At 44.8% G+C, this 25107-nt stretch carries 25 protein-coding genes and 1 pseudogene; 10 read left to right on the top strand and 16 right to left on the bottom strand.

Features of this window, described 5'->3' with window-relative positions:
• The first annotated feature begins 140 nt into the window (after positions 1-140).
• From V7L05_RS13930 to V7L05_RS13945, 4 genes are all read left to right on the top strand, one after another.
• On the top strand, positions 141-1058 hold the full coding sequence (locus V7L05_RS13930; protein ID WP_335164723.1) for a DUF928 domain-containing protein: 918 nt from the start codon (positions 141-143) through the stop codon (positions 1056-1058).
• 40 nt (positions 1059-1098) lie between these two features.
• Entirely contained in the window at positions 1099-3954 is a 2856-nt protein-coding gene (locus V7L05_RS13935; RefSeq protein ID WP_335164725.1) for a CHASE2 domain-containing protein, read from the top strand.
• The gene (locus V7L05_RS13940; RefSeq protein WP_335164727.1) at positions 3951-5252 is read left to right on the top strand and encodes a hybrid sensor histidine kinase/response regulator; all 1302 of its coding nucleotides are present in this window, start codon (positions 3951-3953) and stop codon (positions 5250-5252) included. The genes V7L05_RS13935 and V7L05_RS13940 overlap by 4 nt, the downstream gene beginning before the upstream one ends.
• 336 nt (positions 5253-5588) lie before the next feature.
• Positions 5589-5849, top strand: coding sequence for a MoaD/ThiS family protein (locus V7L05_RS13945; RefSeq protein ID WP_229483813.1), 261 nt, complete (start codon positions 5589-5591; stop codon positions 5847-5849).
• 66 nt (positions 5850-5915) lie between these two features.
• Here V7L05_RS13945 and V7L05_RS13950 read toward each other — a convergent pair whose 3' ends face one another.
• A complete protein-coding gene (locus V7L05_RS13950) occupies positions 5916-6764 on the bottom strand; it encodes a lysophospholipid acyltransferase family protein (protein ID WP_335164729.1) in 849 nt (282 codons plus the stop codon).
• 76 nt (positions 6765-6840) lie between these two features.
• On the opposite strand from V7L05_RS13950, the gene V7L05_RS13955 reads away from it, so the two are divergent.
• Positions 6841-7080: a hypothetical protein gene (locus V7L05_RS13955; protein ID WP_335164730.1), complete on the top strand. Its 240-nt coding sequence runs from the start codon at positions 6841-6843 to the stop codon at positions 7078-7080.
• Between the two features lie 108 nt (positions 7081-7188).
• Here the strand turns inward: V7L05_RS13955 and V7L05_RS13960 are convergent, their stop codons facing one another.
• From V7L05_RS13960 to trxA, 10 genes are all read right to left on the bottom strand, one after another.
• On the bottom strand, positions 7189-8385 hold the full coding sequence (locus V7L05_RS13960; RefSeq protein WP_335164732.1) for an MFS transporter: 1197 nt from the start codon (positions 8383-8385) through the stop codon (positions 7189-7191).
• Positions 8386-8553: 168 nt separating this feature from the next.
• Positions 8554-9252 (bottom strand): glutathione binding-like protein, encoded by a 699-nt coding sequence (locus tag V7L05_RS13965; RefSeq protein ID WP_335164734.1) that lies wholly within the window; start codon positions 9250-9252, stop codon positions 8554-8556.
• A 70-nt stretch (positions 9253-9322) separates the two neighbouring features.
• Positions 9323-10099 (bottom strand): class I SAM-dependent methyltransferase, encoded by a 777-nt coding sequence (locus V7L05_RS13970; protein ID WP_335164736.1) that lies wholly within the window; start codon positions 10097-10099, stop codon positions 9323-9325.
• Between the two features lie 34 nt (positions 10100-10133).
• Complete coding sequence (locus V7L05_RS13975) at positions 10134-10823, bottom strand: SDR family NAD(P)-dependent oxidoreductase (protein WP_335164738.1); 690 nt, start codon at positions 10821-10823, stop codon at positions 10134-10136.
• 259 nt (positions 10824-11082) lie between these two features.
• A complete protein-coding gene (locus V7L05_RS13980; RefSeq protein ID WP_335164740.1) occupies positions 11083-12381 on the bottom strand; it encodes an MFS transporter in 1299 nt (432 codons plus the stop codon).
• 87 nt (positions 12382-12468) lie between these two features.
• Positions 12469-12792 (bottom strand): hypothetical protein, encoded by a 324-nt coding sequence (locus V7L05_RS13985; protein WP_335164742.1) that lies wholly within the window; start codon positions 12790-12792, stop codon positions 12469-12471.
• 52 nt (positions 12793-12844) lie between these two features.
• On the bottom strand, positions 12845-13510 hold the full coding sequence (locus V7L05_RS13990) for a nitroreductase family protein (RefSeq protein ID WP_335164744.1): 666 nt from the start codon (positions 13508-13510) through the stop codon (positions 12845-12847).
• 56 nt (positions 13511-13566) lie between these two features.
• Entirely contained in the window at positions 13567-14679 is a 1113-nt protein-coding gene (locus V7L05_RS13995) for an alkene reductase (RefSeq protein ID WP_335164917.1), read from the bottom strand.
• Between the two features lie 326 nt (positions 14680-15005).
• Positions 15006-15800 (bottom strand): SDR family NAD(P)-dependent oxidoreductase, encoded by a 795-nt coding sequence (locus V7L05_RS14000; RefSeq protein WP_335164746.1) that lies wholly within the window; start codon positions 15798-15800, stop codon positions 15006-15008.
• Between the two features lie 118 nt (positions 15801-15918).
• Positions 15919-16242 carry a thioredoxin gene (trxA, locus tag V7L05_RS14005; protein ID WP_292829099.1) on the bottom strand — a complete coding sequence of 108 codons (324 nt, stop codon included), beginning with the start codon at positions 16240-16242 and terminating at the stop codon, positions 15919-15921.
• Between the two features lie 80 nt (positions 16243-16322).
• On the opposite strand from trxA, the gene V7L05_RS14010 reads away from it, so the two are divergent.
• Positions 16323-16673 carry an ArsR/SmtB family transcription factor gene (locus tag V7L05_RS14010; protein ID WP_335164748.1) on the top strand — a complete coding sequence of 117 codons (351 nt, stop codon included), beginning with the start codon at positions 16323-16325 and terminating at the stop codon, positions 16671-16673.
• A 40-nt stretch (positions 16674-16713) separates the two neighbouring features.
• On the opposite strand, the gene V7L05_RS14015 is transcribed toward V7L05_RS14010, so the two are convergent.
• Both V7L05_RS14015 and V7L05_RS14020 read right to left on the bottom strand, forming a co-directional pair.
• On the bottom strand, positions 16714-17493 hold the full coding sequence (locus tag V7L05_RS14015; protein WP_335164750.1) for a nucleotidyl transferase AbiEii/AbiGii toxin family protein: 780 nt from the start codon (positions 17491-17493) through the stop codon (positions 16714-16716).
• A complete protein-coding gene (locus V7L05_RS14020) occupies positions 17490-17762 on the bottom strand; it encodes a hypothetical protein (RefSeq protein WP_335164752.1) in 273 nt (90 codons plus the stop codon). The genes V7L05_RS14015 and V7L05_RS14020 overlap by 4 nt, the downstream gene beginning before the upstream one ends.
• Before the next feature lie 217 nt (positions 17763-17979).
• Here V7L05_RS14020 and V7L05_RS14025 point away from each other — a divergent pair, with 217 nt between their 5' ends.
• A complete protein-coding gene (locus tag V7L05_RS14025) occupies positions 17980-18360 on the top strand; it encodes a hypothetical protein (protein WP_335164754.1) in 381 nt (126 codons plus the stop codon).
• A gap of 76 nt (positions 18361-18436) precedes the next feature.
• Positions 18437-18775: pseudogene (locus V7L05_RS14030) on the top strand (HNH endonuclease); the annotation flags it as partial.
• Between the two features lie 93 nt (positions 18776-18868).
• On the opposite strand, the gene V7L05_RS14035 reads toward V7L05_RS14030, so the two are convergent.
• Positions 18869-20125, bottom strand: coding sequence for a glycosyltransferase (locus V7L05_RS14035; protein WP_335164919.1), 1257 nt, complete (start codon positions 20123-20125; stop codon positions 18869-18871).
• A 206-nt stretch (positions 20126-20331) separates the two neighbouring features.
• On the opposite strand from V7L05_RS14035, the gene shc reads away from it, so the two are divergent.
• Positions 20332-22248 carry a squalene--hopene cyclase gene (gene shc, locus V7L05_RS14040; RefSeq protein ID WP_335164921.1) on the top strand — a complete coding sequence of 639 codons (1917 nt, stop codon included), beginning with the start codon at positions 20332-20334 and terminating at the stop codon, positions 22246-22248.
• A 70-nt stretch (positions 22249-22318) separates the two neighbouring features.
• Positions 22319-23776, top strand: a complete 1458-nt coding sequence (locus V7L05_RS14045) for a beta strand repeat-containing protein (RefSeq protein WP_335164756.1) — start codon at positions 22319-22321, stop codon at positions 23774-23776.
• Positions 23777-23818: 42 nt separating this feature from the next.
• On the opposite strand, the gene V7L05_RS14050 is transcribed toward V7L05_RS14045, so the two are convergent.
• Both V7L05_RS14050 and V7L05_RS14055 read right to left on the bottom strand, forming a co-directional pair.
• Positions 23819-24268 (bottom strand): orange carotenoid protein N-terminal domain-containing protein, encoded by a 450-nt coding sequence (locus tag V7L05_RS14050; protein WP_335164758.1) that lies wholly within the window; start codon positions 24266-24268, stop codon positions 23819-23821.
• Between the two features lie 333 nt (positions 24269-24601).
• Complete coding sequence (locus tag V7L05_RS14055; protein ID WP_335164760.1) at positions 24602-25093, bottom strand: orange carotenoid protein N-terminal domain-containing protein; 492 nt, start codon at positions 25091-25093, stop codon at positions 24602-24604.
• Positions 25094-25107 lie beyond the last annotated feature (14 nt).

The following is a 25107-nucleotide window of genomic DNA, read 5'->3' on the forward strand; positions in this document are numbered from 1 at the left end:
GTTGTGTCGCTAAATACCTCCTATAATACTAGTATAAGTTCCCTGATTTGACTGTTGCTTGGACTTATTCTCTGAGCTTCTGTCCAGAGTCAAAGGAAACTTCTTTTGTATCAGATTTCAATTAGATTAGGTTAGACATCATGAAACGCCGATATTTAGCTGCTACATTTAGCGTCATCGCTCTGATCACTAGCAGTGCCTGGAGTGCCGATGCAGTTACATTTACTCCACCCACCAACGGCGGCTCTCCTAGTCAAGCAACGGGAGGAGCTTCTCGCGGTAGTATGTTTACGCCTACTGCCGGAAAAGGTACGCCCAGACAAGCAACGGGAGGAGCTTCTCGCGGTAGTATGTTTACTCCTACTGCTGGGAAGGGTACGCCCAGACAAGCAACGGGAGGAGCTTCTCGCGGCGACCTCTTTACACCTGCTGCTGGGAAGGGTACGTCTCAACAAGCAAGTGGGGGAGCTTCTCGTGTGGGTACTTACTACTTGAATCCATCGACTTTAAGTACAACAGAACCAGCAGCACTAATCGCCCTCTTGCCCCAAAACTTCTATGGCACAACCGTGTCTGAACGTCCCACAATTCTGGTGTATCTCCCGGCTTCCAATGCCCAAGAAGCCGTGTTCAGCCTCAAGGATGAAGCTGGCAATATGCAGCATCAGATGAAAATCCCAGTTGCGGGGAAAACTGGGGTAATCGCGATCAAGTTACCAGCCAATACACCCGCTTTAGCAGTTGGCAAAAACTATCAATGGTTCCTAGCACTCAAAGTAGATGGAGAACTCAGCCCAAGTACGCCTTACGTCGATGGTTGGGTTAAGCGTATCCAGCCCAGCCCTGAGTTAGCAACAGCAATGCAAGAGCAAGATGCGCTGAAGCGGGCTACTGCTTTGGGTAAAAACGGTGTTTGGTATGACTGTGTGGCAACACTTGCAACGGTATATATCGCCCAACCTAGCAATCTCACCCTCCGCAAACAATGGGAAGAACTTCTGTCCTCAGTGAGTTTGAAGGAGATTGTAACAGCGAACTTATTAGCATCTACTAACTAATGTCAGGTTAATCCTAGTCAACCTTGACCGAGATAACTGTATGGCAAAAATATGTGGGTGGCGGAGATTCCAGACTTTTATCCAACGCACTCGTAGCGTTTTGATTATTACTCCTAGCGTTGCCTTGACGGTTATCGTTGGGCAATCGTTGGGACTTTTCAATTTACCGGAATGGAAAATTCGTGACGAATGGGTTCGTCAGCGATCGCCAGGGGCGATCGCTGACGAGATTGTGATTGTCACAATCGATGAGCGCGATATCCAATCGGTGCGTAAATGGCCAATTCCAGACTCGGCGTTGGCACAATTACTAGAAAAAATCCGGGCGCAGCAGCCTAGAGCCATCGGATTGGATCTTTATCGAGATTTACCCGAAGGAAGCGGACATGAGCAACTTGTTCAAGTCTTCCGTAACACTCCTAATTTAATCGGAGTTGAGAAAATTACCGGTGAACGCGTCAATCCCCCACCGGAATTGAAAAAAAAGGATCAGGTAGGATTAGCAGATTTAGTGTTGGATAGCGATCGCTTTGTGCGTCGTGCGCTCCTAACAGCTGAAGATCCTAAAGAGCAAAACACCATTAAAGCTGGACTGGCAACCCTTGTAGCTCTTAAGTACCTCGAAACTGAAGGAATTAGCTTAGAAAGCATTGACCCCCAAAAGCAAAAGTTCCGGTTGGGTAAGGAAATTTACCTGCCTCTGCAAAATCAAGAAGCAGGTTATACCGATGCCGATTTAGGAGGCTATCAAATTCTGCTCAACTGGTATGGAACGGATGCTGCATTTCGGACAGTTGCTATGCGCGATGTCTTAGCAGGCAGAATTCCGGCAAATATGATGCGCGATCGCATGGTATTTATTGGCTCAGTCGCCTCCAGTACCAATGATTTCTTCAGCACACCCTTCTCTTCTTGGGTATCTGCTGAAAAACCGACTCCAGGTGTCGTTGTTCATGCGAATATTGCTCATCAATTAGTACAAGGGGCAAAAACCGGAAAAGCCAGCCTGCACGGTATTTCTGGCATTTCTCTATCACTGTTGATTGTTTTTTGGTCTGTCATCGGTTCTACGGGCAGTTGGTTATTATCCAGTAACAAGCTGCGGATTCCCGGCGGCAAAATTCTTTGGGCAACTGTAGGCATCAGTGGAGCCTGCATCGGCGGTGGCTATGGGATGTTTTTGCATGGTGTTTTAATACCGATAACACCCGCCTTAGCAGCGTTTATCGGTAGTGTGATTGCAACAACGAATGCCTATAAACAGCAGAAGTTAGAAGAAACAAATTGCCAACTGGAAGTTGCCAATAATCAACTATTAGATTATTCCAAAACCCTGGAGACAAAAGTCGAAGAACGAACTCATGAATTGGTTGAGGCAAAGCAAGCTGCCGATGCTGCCAATCAAGCCAAGAGTGAATTTCTTGCCAATATGAGCCACGAATTACGCACACCTCTGAATGGCATCCTTGGTTTTGCCCAGGTACTAGAACGATCGCCAAACATGACAGCTAAAAACCTGGAAGGAGTCGGCATTATCTACCAATGCGGATCACACCTGTTGATGCTGATCAATGACATTCTCGATCTCTCGAAGATAGAAGCGAGAAAATTGGATTTGGTTGTCACCAGTGTGCATCTGCCCAATTTCTTACATGGTGTGACTGAGATTTGTGGTATTCGGGCTGAACAGAAAGGGGTTGCATTTAATATCTTAATTAGCGATCGCCTACCACTTGTGATTGAAGTCGATGAAAAACGGCTACGGCAAGTCTTGATTAACTTGCTGGGCAACGCGATCAAATTTACAGATAGCGGTAGCGTAACGTTCAAAGTAGAAGTCATTAGTGATTCGTCATTGGTCATTGGTCAAGAGTCTAAACAAATGACGCCACGTGCTTCACTTGGGGAGACCCCAAGACCGCAGTGGCTCACAAATGACAATGGACAAATGACAGATCAGAAGATTCGTTTTCAGATTGAAGATACAGGTATTGGGATGTCACCAGACCAACTTGAGAAAATCTTTTTGCCCTTTGAGCAAGTGGGTGAAGCAAGACAGCGATCTGAAGGTACTGGCTTGGGATTGGCGATTAGCCATAGAATTGCGGCATTGATGGAAAGCCAAATTCAGGTGCAGAGTCACCTGGGCGAAGGAAGTCTGTTTTGGCTAGATTTGACAGTAGCAGTCCCACTTGTTCATGATTGGCATGGAGGAGGAATCGCCCCAACTCCCCAGAAAATTACCGGGATTCGGGGTAGTGCGCCTCAGATTCTCATTGTCGATGACGATCGCAACCACCGTTTCATATTGACCAGTCTGCTGGAAGAAATTGGCTGTCGAACCCTGGAAGCGATCGATGGCAAACATGGGCTACAGGTGGCAACTGAACACAATCCCGATGTGATTGTCCTCGATTTAGCCATGCCGAATATGGATGGTTTTGAGCTAATAGGTCACTTGCAAGGGAATCCGCAAACCCTTTCTATTCCCATTATCGTCTCTAGTGCCAACGTCTCTGAGTCAAATCGCCAGCGAAGTTTAGAGGCAGGGGCAACAGCATTCCTGCCCAAACCTCTCCAGATCGAGGAACTACTTAATAAACTGCGATCGCTCTTGAGAGTGGAGTGGATCTATGCCGAATCTTCGTCTCCCAAAGGTGAGCAGGTAACTAGTAGTGAATGGGTTCTACCATCCCAGGATGTTTTGCAACAACTCTATCATCTGGCAATGATGGGGGATATCTCGGCGATCGAGGGAATGTTAGGAGAGCTAATTGAGCAAAACAGTCAGCTAGCTCCCTTCGGGGCAGAGTTGAGCAAACTCACTGCCAGTTTCCAAACCGGAAAAATCCGTAAGTTCCTCAAATCATTTGTCACAACGGAGTTAAACCCATGATCACTGTTCCTCTCTCGAAACCCATATATATTTTGTTGGTGGATGACAATCCTAATAATCTCAAGCTGCTATATGAAGCGATTCAGGGGTGTGGCTGGAAAGCGCTCATGGCAACAGATGGAGAGTCAGCGATCGAACAAACAGAATATGCCCGTCCTGATCTGATTCTCTTGGATGTGATGATGGCAGGTATTGATGGATTTGAAACTTGTCGCCGGCTGAAAGCTAATCCCATCACTCAGAATATTCCGGTAATTTTCATGACTGCCCTCTCCGATTCTACAGACAAGGTGGCGGGACTGGAAATAGGTGCAGTTGACTACATTACCAAACCTTTCCAACAGGAAGAAGTCATTGCCCGTTTAAAGTTACACCTGAAAATTTCCCTTCTCACCCGCACATTAGAAGAACGTGTGCAAGAGCGCACCGCAGAATTAACTCAATCTTTACAGCAGTTACAACAAACCCAATTACAACTGATCCAGAGTGAGAAAATGTCAACTATCGGGCAGATGGTTGCAGGTATTGGTCATGAGATTAATAATCCGGTTGGTTTTGTTGGCGGGAATTTATCCTATATTCAAGAATATATAAATGATTTGCTTCGCCTAGTCAGCCTCCAACAGCAGAAACTACCGCAGCCAGACGCGGAAATTCAAGAGCTTCTTGAAGAAATCGACTTGGAGTATTTGGTAGAGGATCTGCCGAAACTAATGGCATCAATGCACCAGGGAATTACCCGTCTTAAAGATATCAGCCTCTCTCTGAGAACTTTTGCTCGCACAGATATTACATCTCAGGTGGAGTTTCAGATTCACGAAGGCATCGATAGCACTATAATGCTGTTGAGACATCGACTCAAAGACAATGGCGATCGCCCTAAAATCGAGGTTGTAACACAATATGGTGATTTACCTGCAATCAGTTGCTATCCCGGACAACTGAACCAGGTATTCATGAATATCATCGCCAATGCCATTGATGCATTTGATGAACTTAATCAAAACCACTCTGATCAAAAGATTGCTGTTTACCCGAATATCATCACCATTACTACATCGGTTGAACCTCAGCAAAAAACCGTCACAATTTGCATCCAAGATAACGGACTCGGTATGCCTGCTGAGGTGCAAGCCCGAATTTTTGAGCCATCTTTCACAACCAAGTCCGTGGGTAAAGGAACCGGGCTGGGATTAGCTATCAGCTACCAAATTATTGTGGATAAACACAATGGACAACTCAACTGCTTTTCAATGCTTGGTGAGGGAACAAAGTTTATTATTACTCTCCCCATGTGACTATTTGGATTGGCGATACTAGCCCCGGTATAAGACAATACAGTTCAGTTAAGCATTTCTTCCTTCTCTTTCTTCTCTTCCTTTGCGTCCTTTGCGTCCTTTGCGGTTCGTTAAAAAAATTGACTTTGACAAAGAGTTAAGCCTTAACTGAACCGTATTGCGGTATAAGAGAGGAAATACGCGATCGCCTATTCGACCCCTTCTTTACGACAAAACCCGTAGGTAAAGGCACGGGTTCACCTATGAACTTGTGAAATGATCTACATAGTTAAGCCCAATAGTTCAGGGTGCTTATCAAGTATTAAACTACTTGCTAGTACTGCCAAAGCATCTTGTATGTCTAAATCTGCAATCACCGTTACCGTTAAACTGTTCGCTGCTTATCAAGAAGCCTTTAGGGTTTCGGAACTGGTGCTGGAATTTCCCAATAGTATGCCAGTCAAAGCAGTATGCGATCGCCTCATAGCTGAACACCCCGAACTCTCCCAATGGCGTGACATCACCCGTTTTGGAATTAATTTAATATTTGTCGAACCAGATACTCTACTACAAGATGGGGATGAAGTCGTGCTGATTCCACCAGTCAGTGGCGGTTAGCAAAACAGTTAGGAGTTTGGAGTTAGGAGTTAGGAGTTTGGAGTTTGGAATTAAAGATTTATAGCTTTAGGACTTAGCAGTTAGCTTTACTAGGTAATCTAACTCTTGCTGCATCTGACTAACAACTAATTCATAACATTCATTGACATAGTGGCGATCGCTGGCTGCTTCTCGACCGTAGCGTTGAAATACAATTGGCGGACAAACCCGTGTGTACATGGGCACAGGTAATGGAATGTTGGGCAATGGGCCAATTGCTAATCCCCAAGGTAGTCCAAGATAGATCGGAAAAACTTCTGGATCAATCCCAAACAACCAAGGCATTCCCCACTCGTGGAGTTGCTGCACAATTTTGTAGCAGTCAGCGATCACAATCAGCGTATCGTGAGCGCCGCAGGAAATCACAGGCACAATCGGCACATTTTCCCGCAACGCTAACTTGATAAATCCTTGCCGCCCTGCAAAGTGGATTTTGTTACGTAAATAATGCGGTCGGAAGACATCTTCCGCTCCCCCTGGATAAACTAGCACACTAGCTCCAGAGCGCAAGGCAGTGTAAGCCATTTTCGGATGAGCGATGATTGCTCCAGCCTTGACGACCAGTTGCGCTAGTGGTGGGCTAACCTGCCAAGCCTTGGGATGCATCAAACCATAAACGGGTTGCTCTACACCAAATCGTCGGAACCAATCGTACATCATCATTGTCATATCGGGAGCCGCGAGTCCCCCGTTATGCGAACCGACAAAGAGGACTTTTTCTTGGGGTGGAATATTATCCCAGCCACTAGTTTGAACTCGAAAATAGTAGTGATAGAGAAAGTCCAACACAGGCATCAGAGATTCTATGAACTTTGGATCTCGCTCATCCAAAGACCAACCGGATTTTTTGTTTAAGAGATGTTGCTTTTTTGACATCGATGCATTTTAACAGGATTGGCAAAGGTCAAACAATCCTTCTTAGTACAGTTTTGCGTAAAACGCAGCGTTTTTAATGCAGGGTAACACATTAAGATTCCAAGGGAATGCATTGGCATTGCAAGCCGATGCATTGACAATGCAAGCCGACGCATTAACAATGCAAGCCGACGCATTAACAATGCAAGCCGAAGCATTAACAATGCAAGCCGACGCATTAACAATGCAAGCCGACGCATTAGCATTGCAGGGTATTGCCAAATTTAATTTGCTACAAATTAATGAAATGCTGTACTTAGGAATAAAAATTAAATAACATACAATTAATGTCCTTGGCTTACCTCACCCTCAATCCCTCTCCGATATATTGGAGAGGGAAGCTAGATACAGGATAAACTTTTGCATTTTATTTAATCCACGTTCCTTAGCTTTCATTGCTGTTTTGCTTCTGCTTGACTAGCCAAACAGAAAGCAGAGCGATCGCTACACCAGCCAGAATAAAACAATAAATGTAGCCGAAGTTATCTACAATTCTACCAAATACTGCTGCGCCGATTCCCTGTCCCACAAACAGGTTGAAGGCGAACAGCGAAACAGCAGTACCTCGTGCTTCCGGGGAAAGCTCAGTGGCTTGAGTCTGAAGGGTGCTGTGCATCATATAAAAGCCCAATCCCATTAAAATACTCAAGGGGATAAAAAGTATCCAGTTTTGGAACAATGCGATCGCTAAGAAGCTGATAGACATTAAGCCTCCTCCCACGCCTATTAAACCAATTTCACCCAGTCGCCTGACTAACCATTTAACTGAGCGACTGTAAATCAGTCCACCCAATCCAAAAGCACTGAGCATAAACCCGATCGCAACATAACTTAGAGTATAGCGATCGCGCAGAAATGCGCCGACGTAAGCAAATGCCCCAAATAGGCAAAAGCCTTCAATAAATACCCCTATAATCACAGTCCGAGCGATCGGTTGGGTCAATAGTTGATAATAAGGTCGAAATGTGATGCTACCTACGCGACTTTGGGGACGTTGACTATCGCTAAGGTGGCGCGTCCCCCGCCATAAAAGTCCAGCAATGGTAAGGGAGACGATGCCAAATACCAGAAAGATATTACGCCAGCTGAGATATTCTCCAAAGATGCCGCCCAAACTACCGCCGAGAATTTGACCCAACACTAGCGCACTTAAATACTTGCCGATGGCAGCTTGGCGTTCTTCATAAGGAAAATTGTCACCAATGTAAGCGAGGGTGACGGGGATGATCCCAGCAGCAGCCATCCCTGTGAGAAACCGCAGCAAGGTAAGTAAGATGATATTTGACACAAAGGCACAAACAGCCGTACCGACAGCAAATGCAGCCAGTGCTACTGTAATTACCTTAAGTTTGCCGATGCGATCGCCTAGTGGGCCATAGACTAACTGAAATAGTCCGTAGGGAATCGTGTATGCGGAGATAATCACTGCAGCACTACCAACGCCGACTTTGAACTCATCGGCAATAATGTGCAGTAGGGGGTCAATCACCCGTGCATCCGCAACTACCATAAAGGCAGCAGCGCCCAATAGTCCTAATGAGACAGGTGTCTTGCCTGCTATATTCGTTGCTAACCTACCCACGCAATTCTCCTATTTGTGAACCACTGTACCGCAAGGCGGAATTCAAAATTCAAAATTCAAAATTCAAACAGGTATACAGAGTAAGCGTTTCATTGATTTTGAATGGGTGGTTTATTTACGCCGTGCTGTACTAGCGATCGCCACAGTGACAAGACAATTTCATTAGGCTCAAGGTTGAATAGTCTTCGCCGACTGGTTAAATAATAAATCTCGTAACTTATCTTGATCAAGCGCTTGAGTTTTGAATGCTTCTGCTTTCTCGTAGGCGCGAATTGTTGCCGGACGAGCTTTAATTGTCTCAAACCAGCGCTTGAGGTGAGGAAAATCCTCTAGATTCTGACTTTGGAGTTCATGGGACACAATCCAGGGATAAGCTGCAATATCGGCGATGGAATAATCGCCAGCCACAAATTCTTTATCTGCTAGTTGCTTATTCAGCACTGCATATAAGCGTCCCGTCTCATTCACGTAGCGGTTAATCGCATATTCAATCTTTTCGGGAGCATAGGTGCTAAAGTGATGATTTTGTCCCGCCATTGGTCCGAGTCCTGCCACTTGCCAGAACAACCATTCTAAAACTTGAGTGCGATTACGTAAATCTTGGGGGATTAATTTCCCGGTTTTTTCTGCTAAATATAGCAAGATTGCACCAGACTCAAAGACCGAAACCGGCGTACCTCCATCTGCTGGTTCGTGGTCAACGATCGCAGGCATCCGATTGTTAGGAGAAATCTTTAGAAATTCGGGCTTAAATTGATCCCCAGCCCCAATATTCACCGGAATTATCGTATATGGTAAGCCGACTTCTTCCAAGAAAATCGTAATTTTATGACCGTTTGGAGTTGCCCAATAGTAAAGTTCAATCATGATTATTTCTCCTGATATTGAGAGTTGAAATTTAAACGCAAAGGTTTGGCTACGAATTACGAATTATGAATTACGAATTAGATTGCGGTGATTTGGCGATCGCTGCCCAAACTCTGTGGTGAACTTGAAGAATTGGTGTGGGATATTTTGCTTCGAGTAATGTCGCCAATTCCTGGTCAAATACTTCTACCTTTTCTGGTGTCAAACTGGCTCCCACGCCAGCACTAGCACGAATTCGCCCCCGCCAATCTTCGTGTGTATAAGGCACAAATACATCGTAAGAAAATGTGCGGATTTCTCGGAATCCTCCTTCGCCAATGTCTTGTAACCACAGGGGATGCAATCCATTACCGCCGTCTAGATTCCACGCTGGATTATGAGCCTTGATCAGTTGTTCTGTTGCTTCAACGACATTACCTTTTAAGGGTATCCAATCAAAATGTGCGATCGCAAGCAAGCCATTTCGTCTCAATATCCGAGTAATTTCCTCGACGACACGCGGGCGGTCAAACCAATGCCAACACTGTCCAGCTGTCACCACATCGGTACTTGCATCTGGTAACTCAGTATTCTCCGCAGTTGCGACTCGATAATCTACTTTCAGTTGAGCTAATTCACTTAAGTGTCTCGCTTGTTCTAAAAGTGATGCTGATGGGTCGATGCCAATTACATAAGCACCTCTATCCGCAAAGCCCCGCGCTAGTGTTCCTGTTCCTGTTCCCAGGTCAACAATATTTTGCCCTGGTAAACCTATACCATATTCAGACAGTTTGTTAAATAATGAACTGGGAAAGCCAGCGCGGTGTTTTGCATAATCAGTAGCAGTTGCACCAAAATCAATTTTCATACCTTCAAAAGTATTTTTGTAACAATTGTCTAGGCTAGAAGTTCTCTACCCACGGACGTAGTTCTACTTCCCATGTCCAAGCACTGCGGGGTTGGCTGAGAATGCTGAGATAAGTTTGAGCGATCGCATCCGGGTCAAGGGTACTATCAGGATTATCTGCTGGATCTTGGCGATCTGTGGAGCGGATTGCACCATCAATCACGAAATGTGCCACATGGATATTCTTTGGTGCTAATTCTCTAGCAATACTCTGAGCCAAACCGCGCAGTGCAAATTTACCCATTGCAAAAGGAGCAGACAGAGGATAACCCTTAACACTCGCTGAGGCTCCAGTAAAAAATATAGCACCGCCGCCAAGTTGCAAAAACCTTTTAGTAGCAGCTTGGGCTACGAGAAAGCCACCATAGGCAGTTATATCTAGGGTTTTTGCCACTTCACCAGGGTCTAGATCAACAAGTGACCCCCGCACCCGAAAACTGGGATTGTAAACGACAATATTCGGGGAAGCGAGTTTATTTTCAACATCAATAAATAACTGTTCTACTTCATTTGGCTTGGAGACATCAGCAGCGAAACTAACCGCGCCAATTTCACTGCTCAATTGAGTGAGTTTTTCAATTTGACGAGCTGCCAAAGCTACCGTGAATCCTTCTTTAGCAAATAGACGGGCTAAAGAAGCGCTCAATCCACTACCTGCACCGACAATTAAAGCTGTTGTTGACATAAATTTAATTCTCCTTCTTAGGATAAACAGTTAAGGCATTTACTTTGACCTCTCTCCAAACCTCTCTCCTAACAGGAGAGAGGCTTTGAATCTTACTCCCCTTCTCTTGCTTTTAAGGCAATACAAGCATTTATTTCTTCTCTCAGTGCCCTCTGCGCCTCTGTGGTTCGTTAAAAAAATTGACTTTGGTAAAAGGTTTTAGCCTTAACTCAACTGTATTGGCTTTTAAGGGGCTGTTCTTGTTAGGTCTGTAAATACATTAAGAATTGAGCGTAACTGAAGATAGCTGTGAATTCCCCTTAGTGGGACTTTGACCAATTTGCAGTACACAAACTGCGGCAATCAGACAGAGAATACCTGATAAAATAAACGCTTGTAAATAACTACCCGTCCAAGTTCTCAACACTCCGGCTCCGAATGCTGCTGTGGCTGCACCAATCTGGTGTCCTGCGACAATCCAACCAAACATCACACCGACATTTTCTTTACCGAAGATGTTAGCAACAAGACGTACTGTTGGTGGTACGGTGGCAATCCAATCAAGTCCATAGAAGACGGCGAATATGGAAAGTCCATAGAAGGAAAAGTTGAAACTGAAGGGCAAGAAAATCAAAGATAAACCCCGCAGTCCGTAGTACCAAAATAATAAGTAGCGATTGTTCCAACGGTCAGATAACCAACCAGACATAGTAGTTCCAAAAAAATCGAATAGTCCCATGATTGCCAAAAGACCCGCAGCTTTGACTTCAGGGATGCCGTGGTCAATACAAGCGGGAATCAGATGAGTTCCAATTAACCCATTTGTGCTGGCACCACAGATAAAAAAGCTACCAAATAACAGCCAGAAGTCGCGGTTACGCATTCCCAGCCAGAGGGCGTTGAGGGTGGAGGCGATGGAATTCGCTTTCGGCTGTGATACTTCCACGGTTTCGCTGTTGTCGCCAAAGGGTCGCAAACCGACATCCGCCGGGCGATCGCGCATAAAGACTGCGATCGCTGGAATAATTAGAAGTGCTGCACCACTCAAAGCCAGAGCCGCAGTTCGCCACCCAAAGCGATCGGTTACTGAGGCCAGCATGGGCAGAAACACTAGTTGCCCCGTGGCTGTACTGGCGGTTAAGATGCCCAGAACTAGACCCCGCTTTTCCAAAAACCAGCGATTGACAACAATAGCACCCAAAACCAGGGCGATAACTCCGCTACCACAACCGACAACTACACCCCACAGCAAGACTAGCTGCCAGGAAGCTGTCATCAAAGTGGTTAAACCGACACCGAGAGCAATGATCGCAAGTGAGAATACCATCATCCGGCGAATACCGATCCGCTCCATAACTGTGGCAGCAAAAGGGCCAATCAGTCCGTAGAGTACTAAGTTAATCGAGATTGCCAAAGATATAGTCGCTCTACTCCAGCCGAACTCCTGTTCTAGAGGCACAATGAGTACTCCGGGAGCCGAGCGAATTCCGGCTGCTACCAGCAAGGCTAGGAATGTTAAACCCGCGACGAGCCAGGCATAGTGGAACGAGCGACGCGCTAGGAAGGAGGGTAGGGACATGATGAATGGGGAGTGGGGAGTGGGGAATGGGGAGTGGGGAGTGGGGAATGGCTGATTAGGGGCTGCTGCCTCCAGTTAAATATTGAGTCAGAGACTCAATGAATGCATTCCCATACGGAGTATGGGAACGAGGAATTCATTCACGAGTCTTTGAACTTCGCCGATGAACCTCAGAGCTTCGTCAATGAACCTCAGAGCTTTGTCAATGAACCTCAGAGCTTTATCAATGAACCTCAGAGCTTTATCAATGAACCTCAGAGCTTTGTCAATGAACCTCAGAGCTTCGTCAATGAACCTCAGAGCTTCGTCAATGAACCTCAGAGCTTTGTCAATGAACCTCAGAGCTTTGTCAATGAGTCTTTGAACTCCATTAACGAGGCTCAGAACTCCACTTTTTACCTCTTGCTTCATGCCCAATGCCCAATGCCCAATGCCCAATGCCCCATTCCCAATTTAGAGAGAACTAACCCGCATAAGGATTACCAATTCTGTCTACAGAGACATTGGAGGAGAATGGTAAACGACCTGGATTTAAGCGTGGTTCTGCTGCATAGCCAACAGGAACTAAAACAGCGATCGCTAAATCTGGATTATCCCCAGCACCAATCACTTCCTTTACCTGATCCTCAATCCAACCGTTCATAAAACAAGTGGATAATCCCAAACTTTCTGCCGCTAACACCAAATGGGTAGCGGCAATGATGGCATCTTTGATGGCATATTCGCGTCGCTTGTTGCCCAGCCCAGCTTGAAATTGCGGGACGGCGGTTTTAAAGTAGTTGATTGTGCCTTCATTCCATGCTCCAGTTTCGAGTCCCTGCTCTAGAATTGGGGTGAAGTTTTGTTCGCCGGCATTCGGATCGGCAGCAAAGACAAAGGTTACAGGTGCTTGGACAATTTGCTGTTGATTAAAAGATGCTGCTGATAGTGCGGCCTTTTGCGCCTCATCTTGCACAAGAATAATTTGCCAGTCTTGGAGATTATAACTGCTGGGTGCAGCCACAGTTAACTCTACCAATTGCTTGAGCAGTTCTGGGGCGATGGGGTCTGTTTTAAAAGTTTTGATTGAACGGCGTTTAGCGATCGCACTGGGTACATCTAAAGGTTGAGTTTGGGTGATGGAACTCATGAGATTCTCCTGATAGTTGAGTTATGACCAAATAATTACGAATTACGAATTACGAATTACGCCTTAGCTACCGGCTCGTTAGCAGCCGACCAAAATGGATAGTCTGTATATCCCTTTTCACCGCCACCATAAAAGCTTGCTTGGTTTGGCGGATTCAGTGGTGCATTTAAAGCCAAGCGTCGGGGTAAATCGGGATTTGAGATAAATAATGTGCCAAAGGCAACTAAATCTGCTGCTTTGTTTGCCAGTACCGCATCGCCTTTTTCACGGGTATAACCACCATTGACGATGAGTGTACCTGTAAAGTGATCGCGTATATGACTAGTGGGTACAATTATTCCACCATGTCTAATGTCTGCCTCTGTTGCCTCATAAATATGCAGATATGCCAAATTAAACTGGTTCAATGCTTGAGCCGCATAACCGAATGTCTCCAGGGGATTGGAGTCACCTATATCGTTAAAAGTCCCACTGGGAGAAAAACGTACTCCAACTCGGTTAGAATCCCACACACCAGTTATCGCCTCTGTCACCTTTAACAGGAATCGGGCGCGATTTTCAATGTCGCCGCCATATTTATCTGTACGTTGATTGGTGCGATCGCGGAGAAACTGATCTATTAAATAACCATTAGCTGCGTGAATTTCCACCCCATCAAACCCAGCTAAGAGGGCATTTGCCGCTCCTTGACGGTACTGTTCGACTATCTGCGGTATTTCTGAAGTTTCTAAAGCACGGGGAATTACAAAGGGTTTTGGCCCCTCATAAGTTGAAGCTTCACCTTTAGGAGCAATAGCAGAAGGTGCCACAGGTAAAACTCCATTCGGTTGTAAGTCGGGGTGAGAAATCCTGCCTACGTGCCATAGTTGCAGAAAAATTCTCCCTCCCTGCTGATGCACAGCATCGGTTACTAACTTCCATCCCTCCACCTGTTCTGGTGAATGAATTCCTGGTGTAGCGGGATAGCCCTGTCCTTCAGGAGTTACCTGTGTTGCTTCGGAAATAATCAGTCCGGCGGAAGCTCGTTGGGCGTAGTAGGTAGCATTAAGTTGATATGGGACGTTTCCCTCACTTGCCCTGTTTCGGGTTAAGGGTGCCATTACTATCCGATTAGGTAATTCCAGATTCCCTAATTGGTAAGGAGAGAATAAGTTGATATCAGTAGTCATGTTGCTTCGCTCCAATTCCAAATTCAAAACCCCACATCTGGGATTAAATAGACCACGCGGTAGGGGTACAGCATTGCTCATTGGTGTTCAACTTAAGGTAAAACCCTTTTCAAACCTCGTTTCCAGCCAGAGGCTGGAAATGCAAATCAAAAGCGGCTCTGCCGCGAGTTACGGAGGCAGAGCCTCAAGGACGGGTATTCCCAGTCTGAGACTGGGAACGAGATCAGATATAAAAAATAAAAACTTGTTCTAGACTGGCTTTCACCTTAAGTTGTACACGCATGAGCATTGGTGTGCCCCTACAACAGATGTGTGTGGTTCAAATACTAAACAATCGACCGAATAACGCCACCATCTACCCGCAAAGCTGCACCATTAGTTGCTGATGCTACGGGACTAGAAAGATAAATTACGATCGCTGCTACTTCTTCATTGGTTGCAAAGCGTTTAATTAGGGAAGTTGGACGTACATTTTGAAAAAACTCAGCCTCAACTTCATCTGAACTAATACCACGTTCTTGCGCCAACTTGGTGATAAAGTCTTCAACTCCTTCTGAGCGGGTTGGCCCTGGTAGGACGGAGTTTACTGTGACTCCAGTCCCGACTGTGATTTCTGCTAGACCTCGTGCAATGGCTAGTTGCGCTGTCTTAGTTGTGCCGTAGTGAATCATTTCCACTGGGATCTGAATAGCAGATTCGCTGGAGATAAAAATTATCCGTCCCCAATTTTGCTCTAGCTGCTTTTGCAGATATTGCCGACTCAAACGGACTCCACTGAAGACGTTAACCTCAAATATCTTTAACCAGTCTTCATCAGTAATATCAAAGAAGGTTTTTGGCTCATAAATACCTACATTGTTGATCAGAATATCAACATGAGGAACTTTTTGAACGAGTTGCTCTGCCCCTGATGCAGTGCCGGTGTCAGCAACAACACCAGAAACTTTCGCGTCGGGTGTACTTTGCTTAATTTTAGCGATCGCATCTGCTACTCGTTCTTCAGACCGACCGTTGACAATCACTGATGCACCCTCTTGAGCTAGCCCTTGGGCGATCGCCAAACCAATACCTGCGGTTGAGCCACTCACCAGCGCGGATTTACCATGCAATTTCAAGTCCATTTCGCTCTTTCCCCATTACTTGAAACAGAATGCTCTGGGACTGGGGGAGAAGGGGGACAAAGAAGAATTATTGAAAAAGTCTTTCCCCACTCCCCACTCCCCACTCCCTTCACTTAAATTAAAGATGCTGTGCTAAGGTCTTATTCAAAGTGGTTTTTGGGACTGCCCCAACGACAGTATCGACCTGCCGACCTCCCTTAAAAACCATCAGCGTCGGAATGCTACGAATTCCATAGTGGCTGGCGACAGTCGGATTTTGATCCGTGTTCAGCTTCACAAATTTCACCTGTCCTTCGTATTCAACAGCAACTTCATCGACGACTGGACCCACCATCCGGCAAGGGCCGCACCACGGTGCCCAAAAGTCTACCAAGACCGGAATCTCACTTTCTAAGACTTCTTGCTTGAATGTGGCTTCTGTGACATTTGTAATGGATGACATATATTGCCTTCCTAAATAATTCTATAATTCGATAATATCGAATAATAAAAATATATGCCACTTGATGAGATAATGCAACTATGAGATTTCTTTATCATCCAGATCGAAAAAATATTTCTTTACCGGGAGTGCTGTATGCATTGGGCGACCCAGTGCGACTGGAGATTGTGCGGCTGCTGGCGACTGAGGGAGAACAATGCTGTGCAAGGTTTGATTTTGCGATCGCTAAGTCTACGATGTCCAATCACTTCAAGATTTTGCGGCAGTCGGGGATAGTCTTGACACGGAAATCCGGGACACATCGCATTAACATACTGCGGCGTGAAGATTTAGAAGTGCTGTTTCCAGGGTTGCTGGATGCGGTCTTGAAAGCCGCTCAACCATTGCCTGTTGAACCCGCCAGTACTCAACAAACAGCTTCAATGATTTAGGGCATGGGGCATTGGGCATTGGGCATTGGGCATGACTTGTTTAAGAATCTTCTGGTTTTTCTTTTTGTGTTTCTAAATCAGCAAAGATATCATGTTGTTCTCGAAAAACCCTTGAAGTATAATCTAAACCTAAATCTATAGAGAGTAAATCAATACCGTCGATAATTTTGGGTATCTGCGCTTGATCAACTTGCAGACCGAGAAAGCATTTCTGCCTGTAATCTGGTCTTTCCTGAAAGAGTGCGATCGCTCTTTTCAAAGGACGTATAACCTCATAGGCTTTTTCAGCCTTCTCAATTGATACTTGAGGTATTGGCGATCGCAGCCTGAGAATTGCTAGATCAATTAAATCTCTTGCCTCAACGCTGTCATCTGCGTAACGGTCAGAATTTGACAGCAGCTTAGAGGTAAAACAGTCATTGAAGCTTAAGCACGGAACGAGTGACCACTTTGGATATCTTGGTGGGTCTAGTTGAAAACGAGTTTCGGCAATAATTTCTATTTTAATCGGCATATTATCTACAAAAACTATCATCCGAATTCCATATTGGTCAGTTGTGCTACGTCCAACTTGAATTTTACTTAAATCCCGAAATAATGCTTCATGCCCACCCTCAAATACCACTGTACGCAGGTATTTGTAGCCTTCTGTACCAACAGAAGCGATAAAATCAATGTCGTTACTCCAGCGATATTCTTCAAACTCAAATGCCAGAAGGGTTCCGCCACCGAAGTAAGCAGAACCCTTCCTAAGTATGTCAGAATCTAAGCATTCAAGAACTGTGAGAATTTTTTTATGGTGTTCAAATCTGAAGCTCATAAACAAACTTGCAACCAGGATTTATACCGTCTGGCGAGTTCCTGAAGAAAATGGAGTTCTTCACCCTCAAGATTATTAAATAGGTTGTGATATTGCCAACCACGCTCGTAGCGACTTAGCATTTGTTCTGGAGTAAACCGATAGACATCGGCGGTCTGCCAACAAATTGACTCCAGAAAAGGCAGCTTTTTGGGGACAATAACAGGATTATCTGTTGGTATTGCGGTTGCCATAATTCTTTTAATCAACCACTTTCGGCTTACTTTCATTTTAGCTTTCGCGCCTTAAATTTGGACACTGTATTTGAGAAGGACAAATCACTGGTGAAATATAAGGCGGGTGATCCAAAAAATTCTACGTGCCGCTAACTATTGGGATGTGATGCCCGTATCAAAGCAATAGCATCTGATGCAGAGGTAGGTTTGAAAGCTACAATTATGATATAGTCCATATTCTTAAAAGTGCAAAATCGCAACAAAAGCACCAATGGCAGAATTCACCATTCAAATTCCCGATGAACTAGCTCAACGTTTAGAACCTCTGCAAAATCGCTTACCCGAATTGCTTTGGCGATTATTAGACGTTGTTAATCTACCAATAACTATTCAGCCAACAGTCAACCCTGAGACTACAAATATTCCAGCAGTTTATCAAGAAGTTATTGATTTTTTAATTAAGGGGCCAAAACCAGAAGAAATTATTAATTTTAAAGTTTCATTTCAATCTCAAACACGCCTACAAGAATTACTGGAAAAAAATCGCTCTGCAACACTCAGTCAAATGGAATTAGCAGAATTAGATGTTTACGAGCAACTAGAGCAAATGATGATTTTATTAAAAGCACGAGCTTATTCTGCAATCAGCTAATATGACTTCTAATTCGATTTCTGTGGAACTCCGTAGGTTAGTCACCTAGAGAGCTTCAGCACGCTGCGAATATTGCCGAATCCATCAAAACTTTTCTATTTATACCCATGAAGTAGACGATATTATTGCCGTCAAACATGGGGGTGAAACTACTGCTGATAATTTGGCACTTTCTTGTTTATCCTGTAACCGTCATAAAGGTTCTGATTTTGCTACTATAGACCAACTTACTCAAGAAATTGTCCCATTGTTTAATCCCCGCCGCCTGGTCTGGGATGAACATTTTTATCTTGAAAATGCCAGAATAGAAGGAAAAACTCAGATTGGTCAAGGGACTGCAAGGTTACTTCAATTTAATGTTCCCAATCGCGTGCTTTCTCGACAAGTGTTGATAAGTCAAGGACAATACCCCTAGATATAAGATAAAGATGATTTAGGAGGTGAATCAATAGGTTTGTTTTTACTAACACGTAAAGCCATATTATTTTGAAATTAAATTTTCTCTCAACTATAAATTATCTGGGTTGGGATAGACTCTTCCTTTCCAAGCGCCGCCGCGCCCTTGCCAGTGACGTAGTGCTGAGTCTAGAGTCATCAGGGTATAGAGAAAAGCGATCGCAGGTAAACTAAAGGCTAACCAAGGAGAACATTTATAAAAGCGGATCGTCGGGTAGTAAGCGAAAGCCATTAACAGCCATCCTAATAAACCTGTAAGTGCGATCGCCCAATTGCCCCAAATTGCACCTAGAATTACACACACAGGTGGAACTAGATAAATCAGAGGCATTCCTACCAAAGTTCCCAATAGTAGTAAAGGAGAATAATTCAGTTGGGTATAAGCACTACGCGCAACCATATCCCAAATTGTCGCTAGCGAATCATAGGGACGCAAACTGTAAGTTAAAATACTCAATCCTAGCCAGATACGGCCTGGAATGGGCATTGGGCATTGGGCATTGGGCATTGGGCATTGTGAATGGTTATCCCCCACTCTCCACTCCCCACTCCCTACTCCCCCACTCTTTTTAACAGCGTCAGCCAGGGCGCAATCGTCGATTAAAGCTTGGCGAATGACTTGAATACCCCCGATTCGCTCTAAAGCTTCACGGGCGATCAGAATAGATCCGCCGGCTGCGGCGGCTGTGGGATTGTTGGGATTATTCACCCAACGAAAGGGATAGAGTTTTTGGAAGAAAAAGACGAAAGCTGGAATCAAAAGTTTTTCCCAAAAGCTTTCACATCTAAGTCGCACCATTACAGAAACTAGGTCTAAATCTTCCTGCACCGCTTTCGCAACGAGTCGGCGAAGATTACCAGGATCATGTTCGATATCTGCGTCGGTCAGCAAAAAATAGTCAGGTGCAAATTTACTCGCGCTGTTTATACCTTGCTCAACTGCCCAAAGTTTGCCCGACCAACCAGGAGGCAGTGATTCACCTGAGATAATATGCAATTGCTCAGGTTTACCTACAGCGTGTGCAACTCCTTCGGCAAAATTTGCTGTCCGGTCTGTGCTGCGATCGTCTACCAAAAACACGTTGAAAGAACCAGGATAATCTTGAAGTAGGAGCGATCGCAAGCTGGTTGATATCAAATCAGCTTCGTTACGAGCTGGAACCACCGCACAAACCACAGGTAACGATTGTAGCTGAGTTTCTCCAATCTCTAATTGCTGATCTACTCGCCAAAACTGTCCCCAAAAACACAGTAACCCCAACCAAATTGTTAAGGATAAGAGCATCAATCCTAATACAATTACACCCATGACCGTCGCTTTGCTCCAATTCAAAATTCACGCATTCAAAATTCAAAATAAAAGAATTTAATTTTTAATTCCTACGAAGGGGGCTGACCTATTGCAAATTTTCAGTAACTCAGACAGAATACTATGTCTACTGATTGAGTAAAAAATTTTTTTCACTCATTGTATTACCGTGTTTATGAGTGGGTGTTGAGGTTAAATAGTATTTGATGCAAACACAAGACAGGGTAAAAGTCAATCAAGTCGCAACAGCGATCGCAGCTAGCCAAGAATATTTGCTTTCGATTCAAAATCCCGCAGGTTACTGGTGGGCAGAGTTAGAATCTAATGTCACCATCACTGCTGAAGTTGTCCTCCTACATAAAATTTGGGGAACTGACCAAGGCAGACCTTTAGACAAAGTTGCAGCCTATCTGCGTCAAGAGCAACGGCAGCATGGCGGCTGGGAACTTTACTATGGTGATGGCGGAGAACTTAGTACCTCGGTTGAAGCTTACATGGCGTTGAGGTTGCTAGGTGTACCAGCAAACGATCCTGACATGATTCGGGCGCAAGCTTTTATTCTCAAACGGGGCGGTATCAGCAAAACTCGGATTTTTACCAAGTTGCATCTAGCCTTGATTGGCTGCTACAACTGGCGTGGTATTCCCTCACTACCAGCTTGGGTGATGCTGTTGCCAAAAGCTTTCCCGGTCAATATCTACGAGATGTCTAGCTGGGCACGTTCTAGCACAGTGCCATTGCTGATTGTATGCGATCGCAAGCCTGTTTTTATCACCGATCCAACTATCAACCTAGATGAACTATACGTTGAAGGTGTTGATCAAGTCCGGTGGGAATTACCCCAAAGTGGCGACTGGACAGATTTATTTCTCACTCTCGATCAGGGGTTCAAGTTAGCAGAACGCCTGAATTTAGTACCCTTCCGTGAACAAGGAATTAAAGCCGCCGAAAAGTGGATTTTAGAGCGCCAAGAAGCTACAGGCGACTGGGGCGGCATTATTCCGGCGATGTTGAATTCAATGCTAGCTTTACGCTGTCTGAATTATCACCCAAGCGACCCGATTGTGGAACGAGGTTTGCAAGCAATTGATAACTTTGGCATTGAAACAGAAAATAACTACCGGGTACAGCCCTGTATTTCACCTATCTGGGATACAGCTTGGGTAATACGTGCTTTGGTAGAATCTGGTTTTGCACCAGATCATCCGGCTGTGGTGCAAGCTGGAGAATGGTTATTGCAAAAACAAATTTTAGATTACGGAGATTGGGCTGTAAAAAATCGCCAAGGAAAACCAGGGGCTTGGGCGTTTGAGTTTGAGAATCGCTTTTATCCCGATGTAGACGACTCGGCTGTGGTGGTGATGGCACTAGATGTGGCAAAACTTCCTAATGAAAAAATCAAACAGGCTGCGATCGCTCGTGCCTTAAACTGGATTGCATCTATGCAATGTAAACCAGGTGGGTGGGCTGCTTTCGATTTGGACAACGATCAAGATTGGCTCAACTCTATCCCTTATGGCGATTTGAAAGCCATGATTGATCCAAACACCGCAGATGTTACGGCTAGAGTCATAGAAATGCTGGGTGCTTGTAACCTGTCAATAGATACTTATAATTTGGAGCGATCGCTTGCTTATCTTCTGCGCGAACAAGAAACTGAAGGCTGTTGGTTTGGTCGTTGGGGTGTAAATTATATCTACGGCACAAGTGGCGTCCTCTCAGCCTTGGCGTTAATTGATCCTCAAAGACATAAACTCAGTATACAACGGGGAGCAGCTTGGTTAGTGGGATGTCAAAACCCAGATGGGGGTTGGGGTGAGACTTGCCGCAGCTATGATGATCCCAGTCTTAAAGGGAAAGGAAATAGTACTGCATCTCAAACTGCTTGGGCAATAATAGGGTTGATAGCAGCAGGTGAAGCAATTGGTAAATTAGGTCCTGATGTGATTGAGCGGGGAATTGACTATTTAGTGGCAACTCAACAGCCCAATGGTACTTGGTTTGAGGCAGACTTTACAGGTACCGGCTTCCCCTGCCATTTTTATCTCAAGTATCATATGTATCAACAATACTTTCCCTTAATCGCGCTAGGTCGCTATCAAGCAGTGATTCAAAAAGGTTAATTGTGTTTAAAAAACACGGAACTTCAAATTTAGACCTTTGGAGCTTAGTCCCTAAGTATAGGAGAAAATCATGGCTAATTCATCATTTGATCTCTCTGACTTGAATGGCAGCAACGGCTTTGCTATAAAAGGCTTTGGTGGTAACTCTGGCTACAGGGTCAGCAATGCAGGGGACATCAACAACGATGGCGTTGACGACCTGATTATTGGGGCACCTTATACCAACCGTAACGGCAACAATTTTGTTGGACAAAGCTATGTGGTATTTGGGGGGAGGAATGTCGGCAGTAGTGGCATCTTCAACCTCTCTGACTTGAATGGCACTAATGGCTTTGCCATTAACGGTATTGCTGAAAGTGACTACTCAGGCAGGTCAGTCAGCAATGCGGGGGACATCAACAACGATGGCGTTGACGACTTGATTATTGGGGCACCTTTTGCCTCCGGTCAAGTTGGGAAAAGCTCTGTGGTGTTTGGGGGGACGAATGTTGGCAGTAACGGCACCCTCGACCTCTGTGACTTGAATGGCACTAATGGCTTTACAATTACAGGTATTCGTCAACCTGACACTATAGGCTGGTCGGTCAGCAATGCGGGGGACATCAACAACGATGGTGTTGACGACTTAATTATTGCGGGATATGGAAAAAGCTACGTGGTGTTTGGGGGGACAAATATCGGCAGTGGCGGGACTCTCAAACCCTCATCCCTGGATGGCAGTAATGGCTTCACCATCACCAGCATTGGTGATTTTGACAGTTGGTCAGTCAGCAATGCGGGGGACATTAACAACGATGGTGTTGACGACCTGATTATTGGGTCATATCGTGCCTCCCCCAACGGCAATGAGAATGCTGGGCAAAGCTATGTGGTTTTTGGAGGGAAAAATGTCGGCAGTGGCGGCATCCTCAATGTCTCTGACTTAAACGGCACTAATGGCTTTGCCATTAACGGCATTGCTGCGGGTAACGAATCAGGCTGGTCAGTCAGCAATGGGGGGGACATTAACAACGATGGCATTGATGATCTGATTATTGGGGCAAATCGAGCCCCCGCCAACGGAGTCTTTCAAGCTGGGCAAACCTATGTGCTGTTTGGGGGGACGAATGTCGGCAATAGTGGAACCTTTAACCTCTCTGACTTGAATGGTACTAATGGCTTTGCCATTAACGGTATTACTGAGAATAGCTTCTCAAGCTCCTCAGTCAGCAATGCGGGAGACGTTAACGCTGATGGTATTGACGACCTGATTATAGGCGCACCTGATGCTGGGCAAACCTATGTGGTGTTTGGGGGCAGGACGGTGGGCAATAGTGGCAGCCTCAACCTCTCTGACTTGAATGGCGCTAATGGCTTCACCATTCCTGGGGGTGGCGCTATAGGTCTTTCAGTTAGTTATGCCGGTGACATCAACAACGATGGCGTTGACGACCTGATTATAGGCGCACCTTTTGCCGAGCAAAGCTATGTGTTGTTTGGGGGACCAAATATCGGGGTCGGCACTCTTAACCTGACGGGAAATGCATAAAGGTGAGGCATAGCCCCACCTACCATTCTGGACTCAAAAGTATTACAGTACCCGCTTGAAGAAAGTCACTAAATCGTCAATGTTCGGTGTGTGAAGTAAATCTAAGACTTCTGTAGCTTTTTCCGAAGGTATATAGTCATTTGGTACAGCGATAATTGTGGTTCCCAAGTTTTGGGCTAATTGATACCAAAAAGCCAATTTATCCTCAGTACTTATTGAAGCATACTCTTGGGTAGAAATTGGACTTTCTCCTACTTCCTCTTGATTTAGCAACTGACGCAAAGCAAAAAGCTGTTCTGCTTGGGGCAGGTTTTGAATTTGTGCAACTAAATTCGCACTCTTTTCATTTGGCACATTATTCAGACAGAGCGCCGGAATTTCATCAGTAATTTCAGTATACAGTAACGCTAGAACCGTCAAGCGATCGTCTATATCCAAATTCTGAAATTTTGTTACACTTTGTTCTAAAAAATTGACGTTGGTAGAAGTCATAAACACCTCGAAGTAATTAAGTACTTAACTAAAAAATTATTAAGTGAAAATTGTAATCCTGCCTTCAGCCAGTTCGACTATCGCTTTGCTCATAAACAGAACGAACATCAATTGATTTGAGTAAATCTGTTCTGCTGGTAATAATTAATGTCAAGTGAATAGCTGTTGATATAGATAAATACAGAGTAATAGTTTTAGTTTTTACTCTGTATTTATCAACAAAAATCAAAATTCAGCTTTAAATTAAGCGACTGGCGGATATAGCAAGCTTTAAGAGAAGGATTGAAATGACTTAAGATATATCCTCAAGCAGGCTCAAAAGTTACAAATTTGCTAAATTCCAGCACCTGCTTTTGGTTCGGCACCCATTGGCGAAACATAATCACGGAAAAGAGTAATTTGTTGCTCAAAGGCTAATCCTTGAATTCTGCCAAACAACGCTTTAGATTCTGAAGGAAGTTGATAATCATCAGGTATAGGAATGATAGTGCCATCTTCCATACCTTGAGATAATCGATACCAAAACAGTAGCTTGGTGGTATCACCCAAAGAGCCATACTCACGAGAGATTTGGGTATCTACTTTCTTAATCAAATCACGCTGAACTTGTAATTGTTGTTCGTGAGATAATTCCTTAACTTGATTAAATAAACCTTCAGCTATTTCTGGGGAGACAGTGCTGGCACCAGGGGCGGCTGGAGTAATTGAACCTCCCATTTCTTTGTAAATGAACCAAAACAAAGCAAGCTGTTGATCCACATCTAAGTTTTGCCAAGCTTGAACATATTCACGAATAGTTGGATCGTTAGTTTGCGTGTATGTCATTATTAACTCCAGTT

It is taken from the genome of Nostoc sp. (assembly GCF_036917755.1).
In the GTDB taxonomy this organism is placed as follows: Bacteria; Cyanobacteriota; Cyanobacteriia; order Cyanobacteriales; family Nostocaceae; genus Nostoc.

Coding starts and splice junctions, on each gene's coding strand:
- V7L05_RS13930 (WP_335164723.1), top strand. CDS start 141: ATGAAACGCCGATATTTAGCTGCTACATTTAGCGTCATCGCTCTGATC.
- V7L05_RS13935 (WP_335164725.1), top strand. CDS start 1,099: ATGGCAAAAATATGTGGGTGGCGGAGATTCCAGACTTTTATCCAACGC.
- V7L05_RS13940 (WP_335164727.1), top strand. CDS start 3,951: ATGATCACTGTTCCTCTCTCGAAACCCATATATATTTTGTTGGTGGAT.
- V7L05_RS13945 (WP_229483813.1), top strand. CDS start 5,589: ATGTCTAAATCTGCAATCACCGTTACCGTTAAACTGTTCGCTGCTTAT.
- V7L05_RS13950 (WP_335164729.1), bottom strand. CDS start 6,764: ATGTCAAAAAAGCAACATCTCTTAAACAAAAAATCCGGTTGGTCTTTG.
- V7L05_RS13955 (WP_335164730.1), top strand. CDS start 6,841: ATGCAGGGTAACACATTAAGATTCCAAGGGAATGCATTGGCATTGCAA.
- V7L05_RS13965 (WP_335164734.1), bottom strand. CDS start 9,252: ATGATTGAACTTTACTATTGGGCAACTCCAAACGGTCATAAAATTACG.
- V7L05_RS13970 (WP_335164736.1), bottom strand. CDS start 10,099: ATGAAAATTGATTTTGGTGCAACTGCTACTGATTATGCAAAACACCGC.
- V7L05_RS13975 (WP_335164738.1), bottom strand. CDS start 10,823: ATGTCAACAACAGCTTTAATTGTCGGTGCAGGTAGTGGATTGAGCGCT.
- V7L05_RS13980 (WP_335164740.1), bottom strand. CDS start 12,381: ATGTCCCTACCCTCCTTCCTAGCGCGTCGCTCGTTCCACTATGCCTGG.
- V7L05_RS13985 (WP_335164742.1), bottom strand. CDS start 12,792: ATGAAGCAAGAGGTAAAAAGTGGAGTTCTGAGCCTCGTTAATGGAGTT.
- V7L05_RS13990 (WP_335164744.1), bottom strand. CDS start 13,510: ATGAGTTCCATCACCCAAACTCAACCTTTAGATGTACCCAGTGCGATC.
- V7L05_RS13995 (WP_335164917.1), bottom strand. CDS start 14,679: ATGACTACTGATATCAACTTATTCTCTCCTTACCAATTAGGGAATCTG.
- V7L05_RS14000 (WP_335164746.1), bottom strand. CDS start 15,800: ATGGACTTGAAATTGCATGGTAAATCCGCGCTGGTGAGTGGCTCAACC.
- trxA (WP_292829099.1), bottom strand. CDS start 16,242: ATGTCATCCATTACAAATGTCACAGAAGCCACATTCAAGCAAGAAGTC.
- V7L05_RS14010 (WP_335164748.1), top strand. CDS start 16,323: ATGAGATTTCTTTATCATCCAGATCGAAAAAATATTTCTTTACCGGGA.
- V7L05_RS14015 (WP_335164750.1), bottom strand. CDS start 17,493: ATGAGCTTCAGATTTGAACACCATAAAAAAATTCTCACAGTTCTTGAA.
- V7L05_RS14020 (WP_335164752.1), bottom strand. CDS start 17,762: ATGAAAGTAAGCCGAAAGTGGTTGATTAAAAGAATTATGGCAACCGCA.
- V7L05_RS14025 (WP_335164754.1), top strand. CDS start 17,980: ATGGCAGAATTCACCATTCAAATTCCCGATGAACTAGCTCAACGTTTA.
- V7L05_RS14035 (WP_335164919.1), bottom strand. CDS start 20,125: ATGGGTGTAATTGTATTAGGATTGATGCTCTTATCCTTAACAATTTGG.
- shc (WP_335164921.1), top strand. CDS start 20,332: ATGCAAACACAAGACAGGGTAAAAGTCAATCAAGTCGCAACAGCGATC.
- V7L05_RS14045 (WP_335164756.1), top strand. CDS start 22,319: ATGGCTAATTCATCATTTGATCTCTCTGACTTGAATGGCAGCAACGGC.
- V7L05_RS14050 (WP_335164758.1), bottom strand. CDS start 24,268: ATGACTTCTACCAACGTCAATTTTTTAGAACAAAGTGTAACAAAATTT.
- V7L05_RS14055 (WP_335164760.1), bottom strand. CDS start 25,093: ATGACATACACGCAAACTAACGATCCAACTATTCGTGAATATGTTCAA.